We start from the raw sequence: 16584 nt of genomic DNA, 5'->3' as shown, positions 1-16584 counted from the left end.
TGCGCCGGAACATGTATAATCCGCGCAACGAGAACCAGGAGCCAAATACGCCCATGAATGCAGAATCATCCAGCCAAGCGCAAAACGTAGACCATCATGAAATCGCCAAGTTCGAGGCCGTGGCCTCACGCTGGTGGGATTTGGAAGGTGAATTCAAGCCGCTGCACCGTATCAACCCGCTGCGTCTGAACTACATCCTGCAGCGTGCCGGCGGCATTTTTGACAAAACCGTCCTCGACGTTGGCTGTGGCGGCGGTATTTTGGCGGAAAGCATGGCGCGCGAAGGCGCACAGGTCACCGGGCTGGACATGGGTGCCGAACCGCTGCAGGTTGCCCGGTTGCACGCGCTGGAAAGCGGTGTGAATGTGGCTTACATCCAGGAAACGGTAGAAAGCCATGCACAGGCCAACCCGCAACGCTATGACGTAGTGACCTGCATGGAAATGCTGGAACACGTTCCCGATCCAGCCTCGGTGGTACGCGCCTGCGCTCACCTGGTCAAACCGGGTGGCCACGTGTTTTTCTCCACCATTAACCGCAACACCAAAGCCTGGCTGATGGCGGTGGTCGGTGCGGAATATATTCTGAAGATGGTGCCACAGGGCACCCATGACCATAAGAAGTTCATCCGCCCTTCTGAGTTGATCGGTTGGGTTGACGGTACGCCACTGCGCGAAAAGCATATGATTGGCCTGCATTACAACCCAATCACCGACCATTTCAAGCTTGGTCGCAACGTTGATGTGAACTATATGGTATATACCCAGCACGAAGGCTGAGCCTGCCAAACCGCGCCGGGACTGGCTTGCCAGTTCCGGTACGCCGATAACATTAAGATAAATACCTAATTTTTCCGCTTTCGATCAAAATCGCCGTTGTAAACAGTTTTTAAGAATATTAAATCAGATCAATATGCCGATTTTTTCTAACGTTTAATAAAGCGGCAAACGATCACGTTTTTCTGATTTCAGGGAAATTCTTATCCCGCTTATTGACAAGCTTGTCGCGCCAGTCACAGCGCGCACTGCGAAAGACAAGTCACATTTCACCCCCAAGTTATCCACAAATTAGGCCACTTTTGTTCACTTGCAAACGCCCTGTTTTCTCACTATCTTGTTACCTCACCGACATACAACCCCTATATATAGTGTTTACATACTGAGCAGAGCTACTACACTTCTGCTTAGGGGCACCATACGGACAGGTAAAACACCACATGAACCAAAGTCTGCTTGTAACTAAACGCGATGGCCGTAAAGAGCGCATCAACCTCGACAAAATCCACCGTGTCATCGACTGGGCCGCGGAAGGGTTAAACAACGTCTCGGTTTCTCAAGTAGAGTTGCGTTCCCATATTCAGTTTTATGACGGCATCAAAACTGCTGATATTCATGAAACCATTATCAAAGCTGCAGCCGATCTGATCTCGCGCGACGCGCCGGACTACCAGTATCTGGCCGCACGCCTGGCCATTTTCCACCTGCGTAAAAAAGCTTACGACCAATTCGAGCCACCGAAGTTGCTCGCTCACGTAACGCGCATGGTAGAAATGGGCAAGTACGATAAGCATCTGCTGGAAGACTACAGCTCTGAAGAGTTCGAGCAGATGGACTCCTTTATCGATCACTGGCGTGATATGAACTTCTCCTACGCGGCCGTTAAACAGCTGGAAGGGAAGTATCTGGTGCAGAACCGCGTTAGCGGCGAGATCTACGAAAGCGCTCAGTTCCTGTATATCCTGGTCGCCGCGTGCCTGTTTTCCAACTACCCGCGTGATACCCGTCTGGACTACGTTAAACGTTTCTACGACGCGATCTCCACCTTCAAGATTTCCCTGCCTACGCCAATCATGTCCGGCGTGCGCACCCCAACCCGCCAGTTCAGCTCTTGCGTGCTGATCGAGTGCGGTGACAGCCTGGATTCAATCAACGCCACCTCCAGCGCCATTGTGAAATACGTTTCGCAACGCGCCGGCATCGGCATCAACGCTGGCCGCATCCGTGCGCTGGGCAGCCCGATCCGCGGTGGTGAAGCCTTCCATACCGGTTGTATTCCGTTCTACAAACACTTCCAGACCGCGGTGAAGTCCTGTTCGCAGGGCGGCGTGCGCGGCGGTGCGGCCACGCTGTTCTACCCAATGTGGCATCTGGAAGTTGAAAGCCTGCTGGTGTTGAAAAACAACCGCGGCGTTGAAGGCAACCGCGTGCGCCACATGGACTACGGCGTGCAGTTGAACCGCCTGATGTACCAGCGCCTGATCAAGGGCCAGGACATCACCCTGTTCAGCCCGTCTGACGTCCCGGGCCTGTATGACGCGTTCTTCGCCGATCAGGACGAATTCGAACGTCTGTATACCCAGTACGAACAAGACGACAGCATTCGCCAGAAACGCGTGAAAGCGGTTGAGCTGTTCTCACTGATGATGCAGGAACGCGCCTCTACCGGCCGTATCTATATTCAGAACGTTGACCACTGTAATACTCACAGCCCGTTTGATCCGCAGATCGCGCCGGTACGCCAGTCCAACCTGTGCCTGGAAATCGCCCTGCCGACCAAGCCATTGGATGACGTCAACGACGAAAACGGCGAAATCGCCCTGTGTACGCTGTCCGCCTTTAACCTCGGCGCCATCGAAAGCCTGGACGATCTGGAAGAGCTGGCTACCCTGGCGGTACGTGCGCTGGATGCCCTGCTGGATTACCAGGACTACCCAATCAAAGCCGCTCATCGTGGTGCCATGGGCCGCCGCACCCTGGGTATCGGCGTAATCAACTACGCTTATTACCTGGCGAAAAACGGCGTGCGCTACTCCGATGGCAGCGCTAATGCCCTGACCCACAAGACTTTCGAAGCCATTCAGTATTACCTGCTGAAAGCCTCGAACCGTCTGGCTCAGGAACAGGGTGCCTGCCCGTGGTTCAATGAAACCACTTATTCACAGGGCATCCTGCCGATCGACACCTACAAGAAAGATCTGGATGTCATCTGCCAGGAGCCTCTGCACTACGACTGGGAAACCCTGCGTAAAGAGATCAAGGAAACCGGTCTGCGCAACTCTACCCTGTCGGCGCTGATGCCTTCGGAAACCTCTTCGCAGATTTCCAATGCTACCAACGGCATTGAGCCACCGCGCGGCCACATCAGTATCAAAGCGTCGAAAGACGGCATTCTGCGCCAGGTGGTGCCAGAGTATGAGCGTCTGAAAAACGACTACGAACTGCTGTGGGAAATGCCGAATAACGACGGCTACCTGCAACTGGTTGGTCTGATGCAGAAGTTTATCGACCAGTCGATCTCTGCCAACACCAACTATGACCCAACCCGTTTCCCGGGCGGTAAGGTACCAATGAAGCAGCTGTTGAAAGACCTGCTCACCACCTACAAATTTGGTGTCAAGACGCTGTACTATCAGAACACCCGCGACGGTGCCGATGATATTCAGGAAGATTTGCTGCCGGCAAAGGGCGGCGATGATGACTGCGAAAGCGGCGCCTGCAAGATTTAAAGTTTGACACAGCGGGCCGGAACTCTTCCGGCCCCTTCTAATTCAGCACGGCACTAATGGATTCAGGCTTATGGCTTACACCACATTTTCTCAGAATAAAAACAACCAGTTGCTGGAGCCGATGTTCTTCGGTCAGTCGGTTAACGTTGCACGTTTCGATCAGCAAAAACATGAAATTTTCGAAAAGCTGATTGAGAAGCAACTGTCCTTCTTCTGGCGTCCGGAAGAAGTGGACGTTTCCCGCGACCGTATCGACTACCAGGCGCTGCCGGAACATGAAAAACACATTTTCATCAGCAACCTGAAATATCAGACGCTGCTCGATTCGATCCAGGGCCGCAGCCCGAACGTCGCCCTGCTGCCGCTGATCTCGATCCCGGAGCTGGAAACCTGGATAGAAACCTGGTCCTTCTCTGAGACCATCCACTCCCGTTCTTACACCCATATTATCCGTAACATCGTCAACGATCCGGCGCTGGTGTTTGACGACATCGTCACCAACGAAGAGATCCTCAAGCGCGCGAAAGACATCTCCGGCTACTACGACGATCTGATCGAGATGACCGGTTACTATCATCTGTTGGGTGAAGGCACCCATCAGGTCAACGGCAAGACAGTGACCGTTACCCTGCGCGCCCTGAAGAAACAGCTCTATCTGTGCCTGATGAGCGTTAACGCACTGGAAGCCATCCGCTTCTACGTCAGCTTTGCCTGTTCATTTGCCTTTGCGGAACGTGAGCTGATGGAAGGCAATGCCAAAATCATCAAGCTGATTGCCCGTGATGAAGCGCTGCACCTGACAGGCACCCAGCATATGCTGAACCTGATGCGTTCCGGCGCAGATGACCCGGAAATGGCGGAAATCGCCGTTGAGTGTCAGCAGCAGTGCTATGACCTGTTTGTGCTGGCTGCCGAGCAGGAAAAAGAGTGGGCGGAATACCTGTTCCGTGACGGCTCGATGATCGGCCTGAACAAAGATATTCTGTGCCAGTATGTGGAATACATCACCAATATCCGCATGCAGGCGGTGGGTCTCGGCCTGCCATTCGCCACCCGCTCAAACCCGATCCCGTGGATCAACGCCTGGTTAGTGTCAGACAACGTTCAGGTGGCGCCGCAAGAAGTAGAAGTCAGCTCCTACCTGGTCGGCCAGATCGACTCGGAAGTGCACGCCGACGACCTGAGCGACTTCGAACTCTAAGCGATGGCATCATCAATCGTCACGCTGCGTGCCACCGGCACGCAGCTATCCTGCCCCAAAAGTGAAGGCTGTCTGCTGGACGTGCTGGAATTGCACGACGTTGAAGTGGAATATCAGTGCCGTTCCGGCTATTGCGGTGCCTGCCGTCTGAAGTTGGTGAAAGGTGATGTGATTTACCATCAGCAACCGCTGGCATTTATCAACGACGGTGAAATCCTGCCTTGCTGCTGCATGCCACTGACCGATATCGAGCTGGAACTCTAGTTTTCAAGAGTGTTCTTCAATCACCTAAATATACCCTATGACTTTCGAGTTGCAGCTAGGCGGCCAGGGTGTAAATCCCCAGGAGCTTACTTAGGTAAGTGACTGGGGTGCGCACCTGCAGTCAACAACGCTGCAGCTCGAAAGGCGACGGGTATGAATATCAAAATAGTAATACATACAACAGATAACGCGTATAGCGCATGCTTTTTATACATGGCTTGCCTCCTTGCTGTGAGGGGCTACCATAACGGTGTCTAGGCGTTAGGGCAGCCCCATTCTGATTGAGAGTCAGTTTGGGGCTTTCATCTATCCGCCTTGCCACACAATGCCCAAGACGAATAGTCTCAAGCACCCGCAGCGATTGTAACAGCCTGTCTTCAACGCGATAACCCCTTATAATATCATGATTAATAAGGGATATATCACTACCATCACGCATTCTCTACTCGATAATCTCGACGATCTCCAGCCAGCCGTTTTTCCCACAAACGGGCCCACCGTTCAGCCAACGCCGCAGCATGTCCAATGCCAGCATTGCTACCGACTCTTGCCGCAGCCGTAAGCCATGACGTGCAGCCTGATAACGTACCGTCTGCCCAATGCCACCTTTTGGCGTATGCAGCACCACGCTCACCTGGTTGCCGCTCATGGCACTGACCGCCAGTGCCAGTTGTGCCCCGGTCAGTTCCGCCAGTGAACGCGCACGGGCCAGGGTGGTTTCCAGCGTTTCCACACAGTGCGACGGCAGCAGCTCGCCACCGGCCAGCGGTGCGCCTTCGGTCTGTAACTGCAGATTGATCAATCCGGCGCTGAACTGCTCGCTCAGCGCCAGCTTCAACCCCTGCTGGTTCAAGCGTTGCGTCAGTGCTGCCGGCAAGCCAATTGTGCCCTCAAACAGGGTGTTGTCACCTGCCACCTGGCGTACCCGTTCCCAGGCCTGCTCCATAGCCGCACGCTGGCTGACCGGACCGGTCAGCTTCAGCTCAATGATCGGGCTGGAAGAGCGGTAACCGAGTACCACATCCGGCGGCAGCGGCATGCCATCGAGTTCGGCGGCCAGATCGCTTTCGGAGGTACCAAAGGTGGTTAAACGCAAACACAGCGGCGCAGCCGGCAAGGTAAAGCGCTCACGCAGGCGCGGTACGATTTGCTGCTCGACCATCACTTTGAATTCAGAAGGGACACCGGGGGTGAAAAACATCGTGCACCGGTTCAGCTTCAACGCAAAACCACAGGCGGTACCCACCGGGTTATCGAGCATTTCGGCGTTTGCCGGGATCTGCGCCTGTTTACGGTTGGAAGCCGCCATCGGTCGACCACGTTCGGCAAAATAAGCCTCCATACGCGCCAACCATTCAGCATGTTCCACCAGCTCAACACCACAAGCGCTAGCCGCCGCCAGTGCGCTGAGATCGTCACTGGTTGGCCCCAGCCCGCCGTTCACGATCAGCACATCGGCGATGTGACTACGTTCCAGTAATGTTTCAATCAAAGAGGAGAGACTGTCCCCCACCGTTTCGCGACCGCTCATCGGCATACCCTGCTGGAACAGATAGTCTGCCAGCCAGGCGGCGTTTGTATCTATAATTTGCCCGTGCAGCACCTCATCACCGGTGCTAAGCATCTCCACCCTTAACATTGATCTCTCCTAATTTTCTGATCATTCCACTATAGAAGCCTGTAAATAAGTTTTCACTACGCATTGCCGGTTAATTTCTGTCGAAGGCACTTTTTTGCGATATCACACGCCCCATCACGGCGTAAAGATAAGTTAACACCATCCGTAACGCCTGTTTGACACGAAATAATCCATCAACTATCCTGCCGCACATAGAATGAGTTACCTATAATTTTCCAAAATCTTTGGCTGGTAGAGAAAAACGTGAAGAATCGCACGCTTGGCAGTGTTTTTATCGTGGCTGGAACCACCATTGGCGCAGGGATGTTGGCGATGCCGCTGGCCGCAGCCGGTGTTGGCTTTGGCGTCACGCTGGGTCTGTTGGTCGGACTGTGGCTGTTGATGTGTTATACCGCGCTGCTGCTGGTCGAGGTTTACCAGCATGAACAGGCGGATACCGGCCTTGGTACTCTGGCAAAACGCTATCTTGGCGGCGGCGGTCAATGGCTGACCAGTTTCAGCATGATGTTCCTGATGTATGCCCTGACCGCCGCCTATATCAGCGGTGCCGGCGAATTACTGGCGGCCAGCATCAGCCAATGGACCTCGCAGGATTTCCCCACCACGCTCGGCGTGCTGTTGTTTACGCTGGTGGCGGGTGGCGTCGTCTGCATCGGCACCCATTCGGTCGATCTGTTTAACCGTATCCTGTTCAGCGCCAAAGTGGTGTTCCTGATTGTCATGCTGGGTTTGATGTTGCCCAATATCCATCAAACCAACCTGATGACCCTACCGCTTGAGCAAGGGCTGGCGCTGTCGGCCATTCCGGTGATTTTCACTTCGTTTGGCTTCCACGGCAGCGTGCCCAGCATTGTTAACTACATGGGCGGCAATATCCGCAAGCTGCGCTGGGTGTTCATTATCGGCAGCGCCATTCCGCTGGTGGCCTATATTTTCTGGCAATTGGCGACGCTAGGCAGCATCAGCTCCACCACTTTCGTCGGCATTTTGGCGCAGCAAGCCGGCCTGAACGGTCTGTTGCAGGCGGTACGCGACGTCGTGGCGTCCCCACATGTCGAACTGGCGGTGCATCTGTTTGCCGATCTGGCGTTGGCTACCTCGTTCCTTGGCGTTGCGCTCGGGCTGTTTGATTTTCTGGCCGACCTGTTTAAACGCCAGGACAACGTGCGCGGTCGTCTGCAGACCGGTGCTATCACTTTCTTGCCACCGTTGGCTTTCGCCCTGTTCTATCCGCGTGGCTTTGTGTTGGCTCTGGGGTTTGCCGCCATTGCGTTGGCGGTGCTGGCGCTGTTGCTGCCATCATTATTGGTGTGGAAAACACGTCAGCAGCATCAGGCAAAATACCGCGTCTGGGGTGGCACACCGGCACTGGCATTGGTGTTTGTTTGCGGAATAACGGTGATTGCCATTCAGTTGGGCATTGCCAGCGGCATTCTGCCGGCGGTGGGATAATAAATTGATCGGTAAAACAAAGGGGCCGCTTGGCCCCTTTTTTATTTGCATCAGAAGCTCAGACCGACACCAATATACGGGCCATCGGCCAAGGTGTTGTCACGACGTCCGTCCTTCCCTTCCATCTTCATGTAGCGATAGCCCACATCCACGCTGAGCGGGCGGAAAACATTCCAACGCAGGCCGCCGCTGGCCTCGTTATACGCCTTCACGCCGCTGGTCAGCGAATCCGGGGCAAAATAACCTTCGCCATGCAGGCTGAAGTAACGGCTGATAGCCCAGTCCAGGCCGCCGCCCAACGCCAATGCGCCGCCGTCACTGCCATCTTTCGGGCTTAGATACAGCGCCTTGCCACCCACGGTGGCGGTCAACGGCCCCAGCGGCACACCGAAACTCAGCCCCAGGCTACCGACGTTGCCGTCATGATCGCTGCGCGCCCAGTTGCCGGTTATTCCCAAACCGGAATTGCCGGTATCCTGGCCGAAACCAAGGTTGGTGTAATGCTGCCCGGCCTCGCCCGACAGGCTGAGTGCGCTCGCTGCACCGGTCACAAACAGCATACTTGCTGCGCAGGCGACCAAAGTCTTTTTCATCATCTATCCCTCTTGCTGCTTCATCCATTACGAATGATATGAATTAACCCGTAATAATACCGTCACAAGTCTATACCAAAGCACAACCGGTCTTTAAGGGATAAATCCTTAATTAATCAAAGAAATGTAAAGTTCTGCAAGCAAAGGCCTCATCCCTTGAGGTAATGACAACGATAACTCAGACCTATTTGCCGCAGGCGTCCAATAGGTCTACAACTAGTACTGGTATTAACCAAAGTCAGGGTAACAGCACCCTGCCAGATTATGATGATGAACGCTTAATTCGCCCGAGTCTTCACTCGATTGCAATACGCTAAGGAGCAAGTGATGAGCAAGAAAGGATTAACTACCGCCGCCGGTGCCCCGGTTGTCGATAATAATAACGTGATCACCGCAGGCAAACGCGGTCCGATGCTGCTGCAGGACGTCTGGTTTCTGGAAAAGCTGGCTCACTTTGACCGTGAAGTGATCCCCGAGCGTCGTATGCATGCCAAGGGGTCCGGTGCCTACGGTACTTTCACCGTCACCCACGATATTACCCAATACACCCGCGCAAAAATCTTTTCTGAAATCGGCAAGCAAACTGACATGTTCATCCGCTTCTCCACCGTAGCCGGTGAGCGGGGGGCTGCCGACGCCGAGCGTGACATTCGTGGTTTCGCCATGAAGTTTTATACCGAGGAAGGCAATTGGGATCTGGTGGGCAACGACACGCCGGTATTCTATCTGCGCGATCCGCTGAAATTCCCCGACCTTAACCACGTAGTCAAACGCGATCCTCGCACCAACCTGCGTAACCCAATCTACAAGTGGGATTTCTTCTCGCTGTCGCCGGAAAGCCTGCATCAGTTGACCATCGACTTCAGCGACCGAGGTATTCCTAAATCCTATCGCCATATGCACGGCTTCGGCAGCCACACCTTCAGCTTTATCAATGCCAATAACGAACGCTTCTGGGTGAAGTTCCACTTCCGCTGCGAGCAAGGCATTGAAAACCTGATGGATGACGAAGCAGAAGCGATTATCGCCAAAGACCGTGAGAGCTCGCAGCGCGATCTGTATGAAGCCATCGAACGGGGTGACTACCCGCGCTGGAAACTGCAAATTCAGATCATGCCGGAACACGAAGCCTCTCAGACCCCCTATAACCCGTTCGATCTGACCAAGGTATGGCCGCATGGCGACTATCCGCTGATCGACGTTGGCTTCTTCGAACTGCACCGCAACCCGGACAACTACTTCTCGGAAGTGGAACAGGTGGCGGTGAACCCAGCCAACGTGGTGCCTGGCATCAGCTTCTCGCCGGACAAAATGCTGCAGGGGCGCCTGTTCTCTTACGGGGATGCGCACCGTTACCGCCTTGGGGTAAACCACCATCAGATCCCGGTTAACAGCCCGAAATGCCCGTTCCACAACTATCACCGTGACGGTGCAATGCGAGTGGATGGCAACAGCGGTAACGGAGCAACCTACGAGCCGAACAGCTTCGGCCTATTCCAGGAGCAACCGGACTTCAGCGAACCACCGCTGAGCATTGAAGGTGCCGCTGATCACTGGAATCACCGTGAAGACGATGATTACTACAGCCAGCCGCGCGCGTTGTTCAACCTGCTGAGTGCCGAAGAACACCAACGCATGTTCACCCGCATCGCCGGTGAACTGTCGCAGGTACCGGAGCAAATCCAGCGCCGTCAGGTTGAATTGTTTACCAAAGTGCACCCGAATTACGGTGCCGGCGTGGCCAAGGCTTTGGGTCTGAAATAAACCTGTCCTGAAGACAAACTGCCCCTGCGGCTAATACCAGGCACGCAAGCTCACTGAATCGGAAAGCCGCTATAGGTATAAAGCACCGATTGATTATCTCGTCGGTGCTTTTTTTACCGGAAAATAAAGGCGTTGAAATCAGACTCGGCATCCGATTTTGAAACCTTTTACATCAAATGACATCCATTATTGTTATGAATGTATTTTATAGCCATCTAGCCTGCACCGAAAACGAGCACCAGGCCAAACCAAACACCATAAACACCTGAGGATAGCGAAAAAAACCAGTCCTGGCGCGGGATTCATTGTTCTGCCCACCTCTCTGTGCATAGATATCAGCATGCAATTACGCAAGGATATAAAGTACAAAAAGTAACCTTGCTAGTTGAATTGTGATAGACATCTAATGATTCGTACAAAAAAACACATTCCCTTTGCCCTTCCGACTGACATCTGAGAAATATGCTGGTGCCTGATGTCAGGCAGACCAACCCTACAAAAGGATCAATGTGATGAAACTGAAAAAAATCAGCAAAAAATCCACGAAGAAGCTGGGCGGCGCAACCTGCGGCTAACCGGTGATCATAATAAGCAGGGCCAGTCATAAGCACCGGCCCTGCCTTCAGAATAAAAGGAAAATGCCATGGATAAAAACTACCAGACTTCTCCAAAATTCGTTCACAACCTGTGGACCACTAATGAAGATGACGAATATTATCTGCGTTTTACCGCAGGGCTTTACGAAGTGGAAAAGGAAGATGCCCGGGATTTTTATAAAATACGTAGCTATTGCACCGGTCATAACACCGTGGCTGAAATTTCAAGTAAAACAGATATCCCTATTCAGCGTATCGAAGAGATGGTCGCTTCTCTTAACGAAATAGGCATGGTTAGGAACGAGACAAAACCGGCCAATGAAGATTTTCTTGGCAAAGCTATCCAAGCCTGTGAGATGTGGGCGGAGCAGGTCGAAGAAACTCATTTATTTAATAAATTTCTGTATGGCGACACCAACCGAAACGTTCTTATCGGCTTTTTCATGGAAACTTACCATTATATAAAGGCATTCCCATCCATCATTAACGCTGCGATTGATAACACAGACAATCCCGAGCTAAAAATGGTTTTAACAGAATACAAACAGCAAGAAACAGGGCATGAATCTTTTATATTATCGACATTACTGAAACTGGGAATGAAACAGGCCGAAGTGGAAAGCTCGGTTCCTTTGGTCTCAACGCTTAATTTAATCAGCATGATAAGCACGTTGTTCAGAACCCACCCCAGTACCGTATTCCTTATTGCCAAGGTCATCGAGTCTCATGACTTTGACCAGGCAGAAGTCACAAAAGCCATTGAGGACATCACACAGCACTATGACCTTGAACCAGGTACCCTTGAGCCATTCTTCCAACATTCACAAATAGACTACGAATTGGGCCATTCACGCCTGCTCGACGAACATAGCCATCTGGTTAGCCTCGGGGACCTGGAAAAAACCTCTTTCATTTTGAATGCCATACATGACATAAAACATGCCATTGATCTTCAGTGTCTTGAAATTGAAGAGTATTATTCAAAAGAAGGCAACTACATCCCTCGTCAACGAGTCGACTACTTTGGTATATAAGATATGTTTCCCATTCTGCTCTCCGCATTCACATCCGGCGTTTCGATGGCAGTATTCTTCACTGCCATTGCCTGGTTTATAGAGAGCACGTTCAATTCCAGCTTGCTGGTTTCTGTCGTTCTGTCGTCAGGGTATATCATCACCTTTTTTGCCCTGCCCTACATCGGTCACCTGACAGACAAAACAACATGTAAAAAAATGCTCAATATTATTTACGTCGCGGGGGCCTTCAATGCGCTGGTTTTTTTGATAATAAATCCAGTCACGCGCGACTCATTACTTTCATTTATCGTCATTTTGTTATCCACAGCGGTGTTTACGCTGATACGTGCATCTGACCAAGTGATCCGTTCCACCTACATGAAAAAGGTCTTGCCTGAACATAAGCTGTATCACGCCAACAGGCTGTTGGAAATGGTTAGGCAAGGGATAACTTTTCTTTCCGGCGGAATTGCATTTTTGATCTTGCAGGATAAATCCATTCAAAACGTTTGTTTGATTACCCTGTTCTGTTTCTCTCTTTCATTAGTTATCAACCGCTATATCCCCCGTGACATTATCAATGAGGTGGATGAGTCAACAACACCAAAGCCTAAAAAACTGACGATGTACCATAATGGTTATGTCTTTTTCCTCGGTGACAAAAAACGAATTATTGAACTGCTCTCATTATTCCCCTACATTTGCGTCGTGTTCTTGAACGCATTATATCCGGCACTATTTACTCGTATAGGGGCCCCCGTCAGCGCATATGCTATTCTCGTCGTACCCTATGGGCTGGGTGCCATTATAGGCAGTATGCTAAATACGCAATCTTGGGTGCCAACCTTAAAATCCGTGTATATTATTTTTGGCAGCGGCTTTATTATCGGACTGCTTTTACCCTTGCTTTTCAAAAGTCTCCCCGCCGTTTATATCTGTCTTTTTGTGATCGCCTTCTGTCATTCTCATATTCGGGTGAGAAGAAACACACTGATCATGACCCAGGCAGAAAGCAAAGAACTGGCACGCATCCTCGCCTTCAACGAAGTGTTGTTCATTTGCCTGTCCACGGTGTTAAGTCTGGGATTGAGCCTGATAGCCGACCAACTGGATTTCTGGGTGGCCTGGGAGATCGTGATTGCCCTGAATTCAATGGTGCTGTTGCTAATTGTCCTGACGAAAAATCCGGCGACAGAACCCTGCACACCGATGGAAAGCGCTGCGGAACACGAGCGCTGAGCGACGGTTTTGGCCGAAAAAAAGCGGTGCCAGGAACAATCGGCCCCGCTTTTCCTTTTTATCTCACTGCCAGAAAATAACGTTTCGATCCATGCTGCCTATTCGATGGAGATCTGCTCCGCTGCCCATTGCTGCAACTGACGGCGCGAGATCTTGATCCCCCCAGCCTTCAACTCATTCGGCATCGCCAACAGCGCCATTGGCCGCTGGAAGTTCACCAGCCGCCCCTGCGACCAGGCCAGCAGTTCCTCCAGCGAGGGAGGCTCCTCACTGTCGATCACCGCCACCGGCCGTTGGCCAAACTCGGCGTCATCGACCGGCACCACCACCACTTGTGAAATCTGCGGATGGGCTGCCAATACGCGCTCAATATCCTCTGGCTGAACGCCTTCTCCGCCGCTGAAAAACAGGTTGTCCAACCGGCCGATAATTCGTAGTTCACCCTGCTCCATGACGCCACGATCGCGGGTATGGAACCAGCCCTGATCATCGACAATCGGCAACAATCGGCCCTGCAGCCAGTATCCCAGCGCCAGACTCTGCCCGCGGATCCATACCTCTTCATTCACCAATTCAATTTCCCGGCCAGCCAGCGGCAGCCCAACGCCTGGCCGTGCATCAGCACGCTTGGCGCACACCGTGGAAGCCAGTTCAGTCAGGCCATAGCCACACCAGCAGCGGATCCCAACGGCCTCCGCCTGTTTGGTCAGTTCTACCGGGATCATCGCGCCACCCAGCAGCACTTTTTTCAGCGTCAGGGTCGTCAGCGGTTGCGCCAGCAGACGCCAGAGCTGCGTCGGTACCAAGGATGCATGAGTACAGCCCGCCAGAGCATCGGCCAATGAATGCATATCACGCACCACCAGCGTAGCCCCGGCAAGCAGCCAACGCCAGACAATGCCTTGTCCGGAAACGTGAAATAAAGGTAATGACAGCAACCAGCGATCCTGCGCCTGGAAATCCATCAACTGCAGTACCCCTTTGGCACTGGCCAAATGGCCGGCGTGACTGTGCGCGGCCGCTTTCGGCCTGCCACTGGAGCCGGAGGTCAGGGTCAGGGTCGCCAACCGCTGAGGGTCCCAGCGCGGCGGATTCAGCCAGCGGGATTGGGTAGACGGGGGATTTAAACGGATGATCCTGGCCGGCAGGGTCGGCAGTTGGTCCGGGCTGAAGGCAAAATCGATATCCAGCTCGGGCAACAGCGTCGCCAACTGAGAAACGGGTAACGCCGGATTCAGCGGCAGCAGCCGCGCCCCGCACTGCAATAGCGCCAGGTAGGCCAGCAACAATGGATAACTGTTCTTGCCGAACAACGCAACGCCGCAGCCTGGCTCCACACCCTGGTACTGAAAATCCGCCGCCAGCTTGTCCACCTGACGCCGTAACACCAGCCAGCTCACCGGCTGATGACCGACAATCAGCGCCGCCGCCTGCGGGCGTCGCTGCGCCCAATGTCGCCACGGCCAGTCATTCAACTGCGCCATAAACACTCCAGCGTTTGCTGACTCAGCAATGGCAGCTTGCTGCCCGGCCAGCGCCGCAGCAATTGAGCCTGCATCAGATCCAGCGTATCGAGTCCAGGCACGGTGGTCGGCGTCAGCCAGTGCGCAATGCGCGCCAACTGCGTCAACCCCAGACTGGATTCAATGCTGGAGCTGATCACTGCCGTCAACCCCACCGCATGAGCCTGCTCCACCAACGAGCGGCAGCGGGTCAGGCTGCCGATCAGCGTCGGCTTAATCACTATCGCTGCCACCCCCGGTTCCGCCTGCACCACAAAATCCGCCTCACGCACGCTTTCGTCCCAGGCTATGGCAATGCCCGTCGCCTGAGCGAAATCCCGCGATTCATCACGGGTTTTACAAGGTTCTTCCAGGAAAGCAATGCGTTCGCGCAGCGCCGGGTTGACGTATTTGGCAAACCCGTCAGCTTTGGCGCGCGTCCAACTGCGGTTGGCATCCAGCCGTAGCCTGAGATCCGGCAGAGCTTCCAACAGCACGTTGACTATCATGCCGTCACGCACCGCTTCATACAGCCCAACTTTCACCTTGGCGACCTTCTCACCCGGCAAAGCGGCCAATATCTCGAACAGCTCATCAGGGTCACCGGTGCACAGCGGCGCTTTACGGTAATCAGCCTGCTGCGGCAGCCGCTGTTCCAACTCCGCCAATGCGCAGCTGGAACCGAACGCCACTGAAGCTAACGGGCTTTCGGGAGGTGATTCCCCACGTTGCCAGCTCTGCAGCCAGCTCAGCACCGCCTGCTCGGCCTGCGCCAGCGTTTCCTGGCTAAACTCCGGCAGCGGCGCGATCTCGCCCCAGCCTTCTTGCTCGCCCTGCTGCAGATGGATCAGCAAACCATCGCGAGTTTTTAAGCGCTGATTACGCAGCACCACGCCAGCGTCCATAGGCAGGCTGTAACGGTAAAGGGCCGCGTTACGGAGGCTTGTGTTCATTACGGGTTACGCTTGAATTTGCTGAAGTCCGGCTGGCGCTTTTCGTTAAACGCATTGCGCCCTTCCTGACCTTCGTCGGTCATGTAAAACAGCATGGTGGCATTGCCCGCCAATTCCTGCAGGCCGGCCTGACCGTCGCAGTCGGCGTTCAGGGCCGCTTTCAGACAGCGCAGCGCCATCGGGCTGTTCTGCAACATTTCGCGGCACCAGCGCACGGTTTCTTTCTCCAGCGCAGCCAAAGGCACCACGGTATTGACCAGGCCCATGTCCAGGGCCGCAGCGGCATCATACTGACGGCACAGGAACCAGATTTCGCGCGCTTTCTTTTGGCCCACGATGCGCGCCATGTAAGAAGCGCCCCAACCGCCGTCAAACGAGCCGACTTTCGGGCCGGTCTGGCCGAAAATGGCGTTGTCCGCCGCGATGGTCAGGTCGCACATCATATGCAATACGTGGCCGCCACCGATTGAATAGCCGGCCACCATCGCCACTATCGGCTTCGGACAGGTACGGATCTGGCGCTGGAAGTCGAGCACGTTCAGGTGATGTACACCGCTGTCATCCTGATAGCCGCCGTAGTCGCCGCGGACTTTCTGATCGCCGCCGGAGCAGAAGGCTTTGTCACCCGCGCCGGTGAGGATAATGGTGCCAATGCCGTCGTCGTAACGAGCATTGGACAGCGCTTCAATCATCTCTTTTACCGTGTGCGGGCGGAAGGCATTACGTACCTGTGGACGGTTAATGGTGATTTTAGCGATGCCATCGCTGGACTTGTGATACAGGATATCTTCGAAATCACCGGAACAATCTTGCCATTCGATGGCGGCATACAGTTGTTCTTCATTTGGATAGAGCATGTT

At 53.7% G+C, this 16584-nt stretch carries 13 protein-coding genes; 8 read left to right on the top strand and 5 right to left on the bottom strand.

The window, feature by feature from the left end; genetic code table 11:
- Positions 1–53 precede the first annotated feature (53 nt).
- The 4 genes from ubiG (at position 54) to yfaE (ending at position 4970) form a co-directional block, all read left to right on the top strand.
- On the top strand, positions 54–779 hold the full coding sequence (ubiG, locus tag OCH02_RS01105; protein WP_261429326.1) for a bifunctional 2-polyprenyl-6-hydroxyphenol methylase/3-demethylubiquinol 3-O-methyltransferase UbiG: 726 nt from the start codon (positions 54–56) through the stop codon (positions 777–779).
- 437 nt (positions 780–1216) lie between these two features.
- Positions 1217–3505 carry a class 1a ribonucleoside-diphosphate reductase subunit alpha gene (nrdA, locus tag OCH02_RS01100; RefSeq protein ID WP_017893469.1) on the top strand — a complete coding sequence of 763 codons (2289 nt, stop codon included), beginning with the start codon at positions 1217–1219 and terminating at the stop codon, positions 3503–3505.
- A 70-nt stretch (positions 3506–3575) separates the two neighbouring features.
- Complete coding sequence (gene nrdB / locus OCH02_RS01095; protein WP_135317316.1) at positions 3576–4706, top strand: class Ia ribonucleoside-diphosphate reductase subunit beta; 1131 nt, start codon at positions 3576–3578, stop codon at positions 4704–4706.
- A 3-nt stretch (positions 4707–4709) separates the two neighbouring features.
- Complete coding sequence (gene yfaE, locus OCH02_RS01090) at positions 4710–4970, top strand: class I ribonucleotide reductase maintenance protein YfaE (protein ID WP_261429324.1); 261 nt, start codon at positions 4710–4712, stop codon at positions 4968–4970.
- A gap of 442 nt (positions 4971–5412) precedes the next feature.
- Here yfaE and OCH02_RS01085 read toward each other — a convergent pair whose 3' ends face one another.
- Entirely contained in the window at positions 5413–6609 is a 1197-nt protein-coding gene (locus OCH02_RS01085; RefSeq protein ID WP_261429322.1) for a nicotinamide mononucleotide deamidase-related protein YfaY, read from the bottom strand.
- Between the two features lie 243 nt (positions 6610–6852).
- Here OCH02_RS01085 and tyrP point away from each other — a divergent pair, with 243 nt between their 5' ends.
- On the top strand, positions 6853–8061 hold the full coding sequence (gene tyrP / locus OCH02_RS01080; protein WP_012145991.1) for a tyrosine transporter TyrP: 1209 nt from the start codon (positions 6853–6855) through the stop codon (positions 8059–8061).
- A gap of 50 nt (positions 8062–8111) precedes the next feature.
- Here tyrP and OCH02_RS01075 read toward each other — a convergent pair whose 3' ends face one another.
- Positions 8112–8654, bottom strand: coding sequence for a YfaZ family protein (locus OCH02_RS01075; protein ID WP_261430777.1), 543 nt, complete (start codon positions 8652–8654; stop codon positions 8112–8114).
- 327 nt (positions 8655–8981) lie between these two features.
- Between OCH02_RS01075 and katA the strand changes: the two genes are divergently transcribed.
- The 3 genes from katA (at position 8982) to OCH02_RS01060 (ending at position 13269) form a co-directional block, all read left to right on the top strand.
- Positions 8982–10418 (top strand): catalase KatA, encoded by a 1437-nt coding sequence (gene katA, locus OCH02_RS01070; RefSeq protein WP_261429321.1) that lies wholly within the window; start codon positions 8982–8984, stop codon positions 10416–10418.
- A gap of 643 nt (positions 10419–11061) precedes the next feature.
- Positions 11062–12048 (top strand): iron-containing redox enzyme family protein, encoded by a 987-nt coding sequence (locus OCH02_RS01065; protein WP_261429319.1) that lies wholly within the window; start codon positions 11062–11064, stop codon positions 12046–12048.
- Between the two features lie 45 nt (positions 12049–12093).
- Positions 12094–13269, top strand: a complete 1176-nt coding sequence (locus OCH02_RS01060; RefSeq protein WP_261429317.1) for a hypothetical protein — start codon at positions 12094–12096, stop codon at positions 13267–13269.
- 98 nt (positions 13270–13367) lie between these two features.
- Here OCH02_RS01060 and menE read toward each other — a convergent pair whose 3' ends face one another.
- From menE to menB, 3 genes are read right to left on the bottom strand one after another with little or no spacing between them, the layout of a single operon-like run.
- A complete protein-coding gene (gene menE / locus OCH02_RS01055; RefSeq protein ID WP_261429315.1) occupies positions 13368–14753 on the bottom strand; it encodes an o-succinylbenzoate--CoA ligase in 1386 nt (461 codons plus the stop codon).
- Positions 14741–15724: an o-succinylbenzoate synthase gene (gene menC / locus OCH02_RS01050; RefSeq protein ID WP_261429313.1), complete on the bottom strand. Its 984-nt coding sequence runs from the start codon at positions 15722–15724 to the stop codon at positions 14741–14743. The genes menE and menC overlap by 13 nt, the downstream gene beginning before the upstream one ends.
- Positions 15724–16581 (bottom strand): 1,4-dihydroxy-2-naphthoyl-CoA synthase, encoded by an 858-nt coding sequence (gene menB / locus OCH02_RS01045; RefSeq protein WP_153859682.1) that lies wholly within the window; start codon positions 16579–16581, stop codon positions 15724–15726. The genes menC and menB overlap by 1 nt, the downstream gene beginning before the upstream one ends.
- Positions 16582–16584 lie beyond the last annotated feature (3 nt).

This window comes from Serratia quinivorans (assembly GCF_946227985.1).
In the GTDB taxonomy this organism is placed as follows: Bacteria; Pseudomonadota; Gammaproteobacteria; order Enterobacterales; family Enterobacteriaceae; genus Serratia; species Serratia quinivorans_A.
The sequence above is the reverse complement of the archived record's forward strand: the minus strand, read 5'-3'. Positions and strand labels throughout refer to the sequence as shown.

Excerpts from the sequence above, each read along its gene's own strand:
- ubiG (WP_261429326.1), top strand. The coding sequence starts at position 54 with ATGAATGCAGAATCATCCAGCCAAGCGCAAAACGTAGACCATCATGAA.
- nrdA (WP_017893469.1), top strand. The coding sequence starts at position 1,217 with ATGAACCAAAGTCTGCTTGTAACTAAACGCGATGGCCGTAAAGAGCGC.
- nrdB (WP_135317316.1), top strand. The coding sequence starts at position 3,576 with ATGGCTTACACCACATTTTCTCAGAATAAAAACAACCAGTTGCTGGAG.
- yfaE (WP_261429324.1), top strand. The coding sequence starts at position 4,710 with ATGGCATCATCAATCGTCACGCTGCGTGCCACCGGCACGCAGCTATCC.
- OCH02_RS01085 (WP_261429322.1), bottom strand. The coding sequence starts at position 6,609 with ATGTTAAGGGTGGAGATGCTTAGCACCGGTGATGAGGTGCTGCACGGG.
- OCH02_RS01075 (WP_261430777.1), bottom strand. The coding sequence starts at position 8,654 with ATGAAAAAGACTTTGGTCGCCTGCGCAGCAAGTATGCTGTTTGTGACC.
- katA (WP_261429321.1), top strand. The coding sequence starts at position 8,982 with ATGAGCAAGAAAGGATTAACTACCGCCGCCGGTGCCCCGGTTGTCGAT.
- OCH02_RS01065 (WP_261429319.1), top strand. The coding sequence starts at position 11,062 with ATGGATAAAAACTACCAGACTTCTCCAAAATTCGTTCACAACCTGTGG.
- OCH02_RS01060 (WP_261429317.1), top strand. The coding sequence starts at position 12,094 with ATGGCAGTATTCTTCACTGCCATTGCCTGGTTTATAGAGAGCACGTTC.
- menE (WP_261429315.1), bottom strand. The coding sequence starts at position 14,753 with ATGGCGCAGTTGAATGACTGGCCGTGGCGACATTGGGCGCAGCGACGC.
- menC (WP_261429313.1), bottom strand. The coding sequence starts at position 15,724 with ATGAACACAAGCCTCCGTAACGCGGCCCTTTACCGTTACAGCCTGCCT.
- menB (WP_153859682.1), bottom strand. The coding sequence starts at position 16,581 with ATGCTCTATCCAAATGAAGAACAACTGTATGCCGCCATCGAATGGCAA.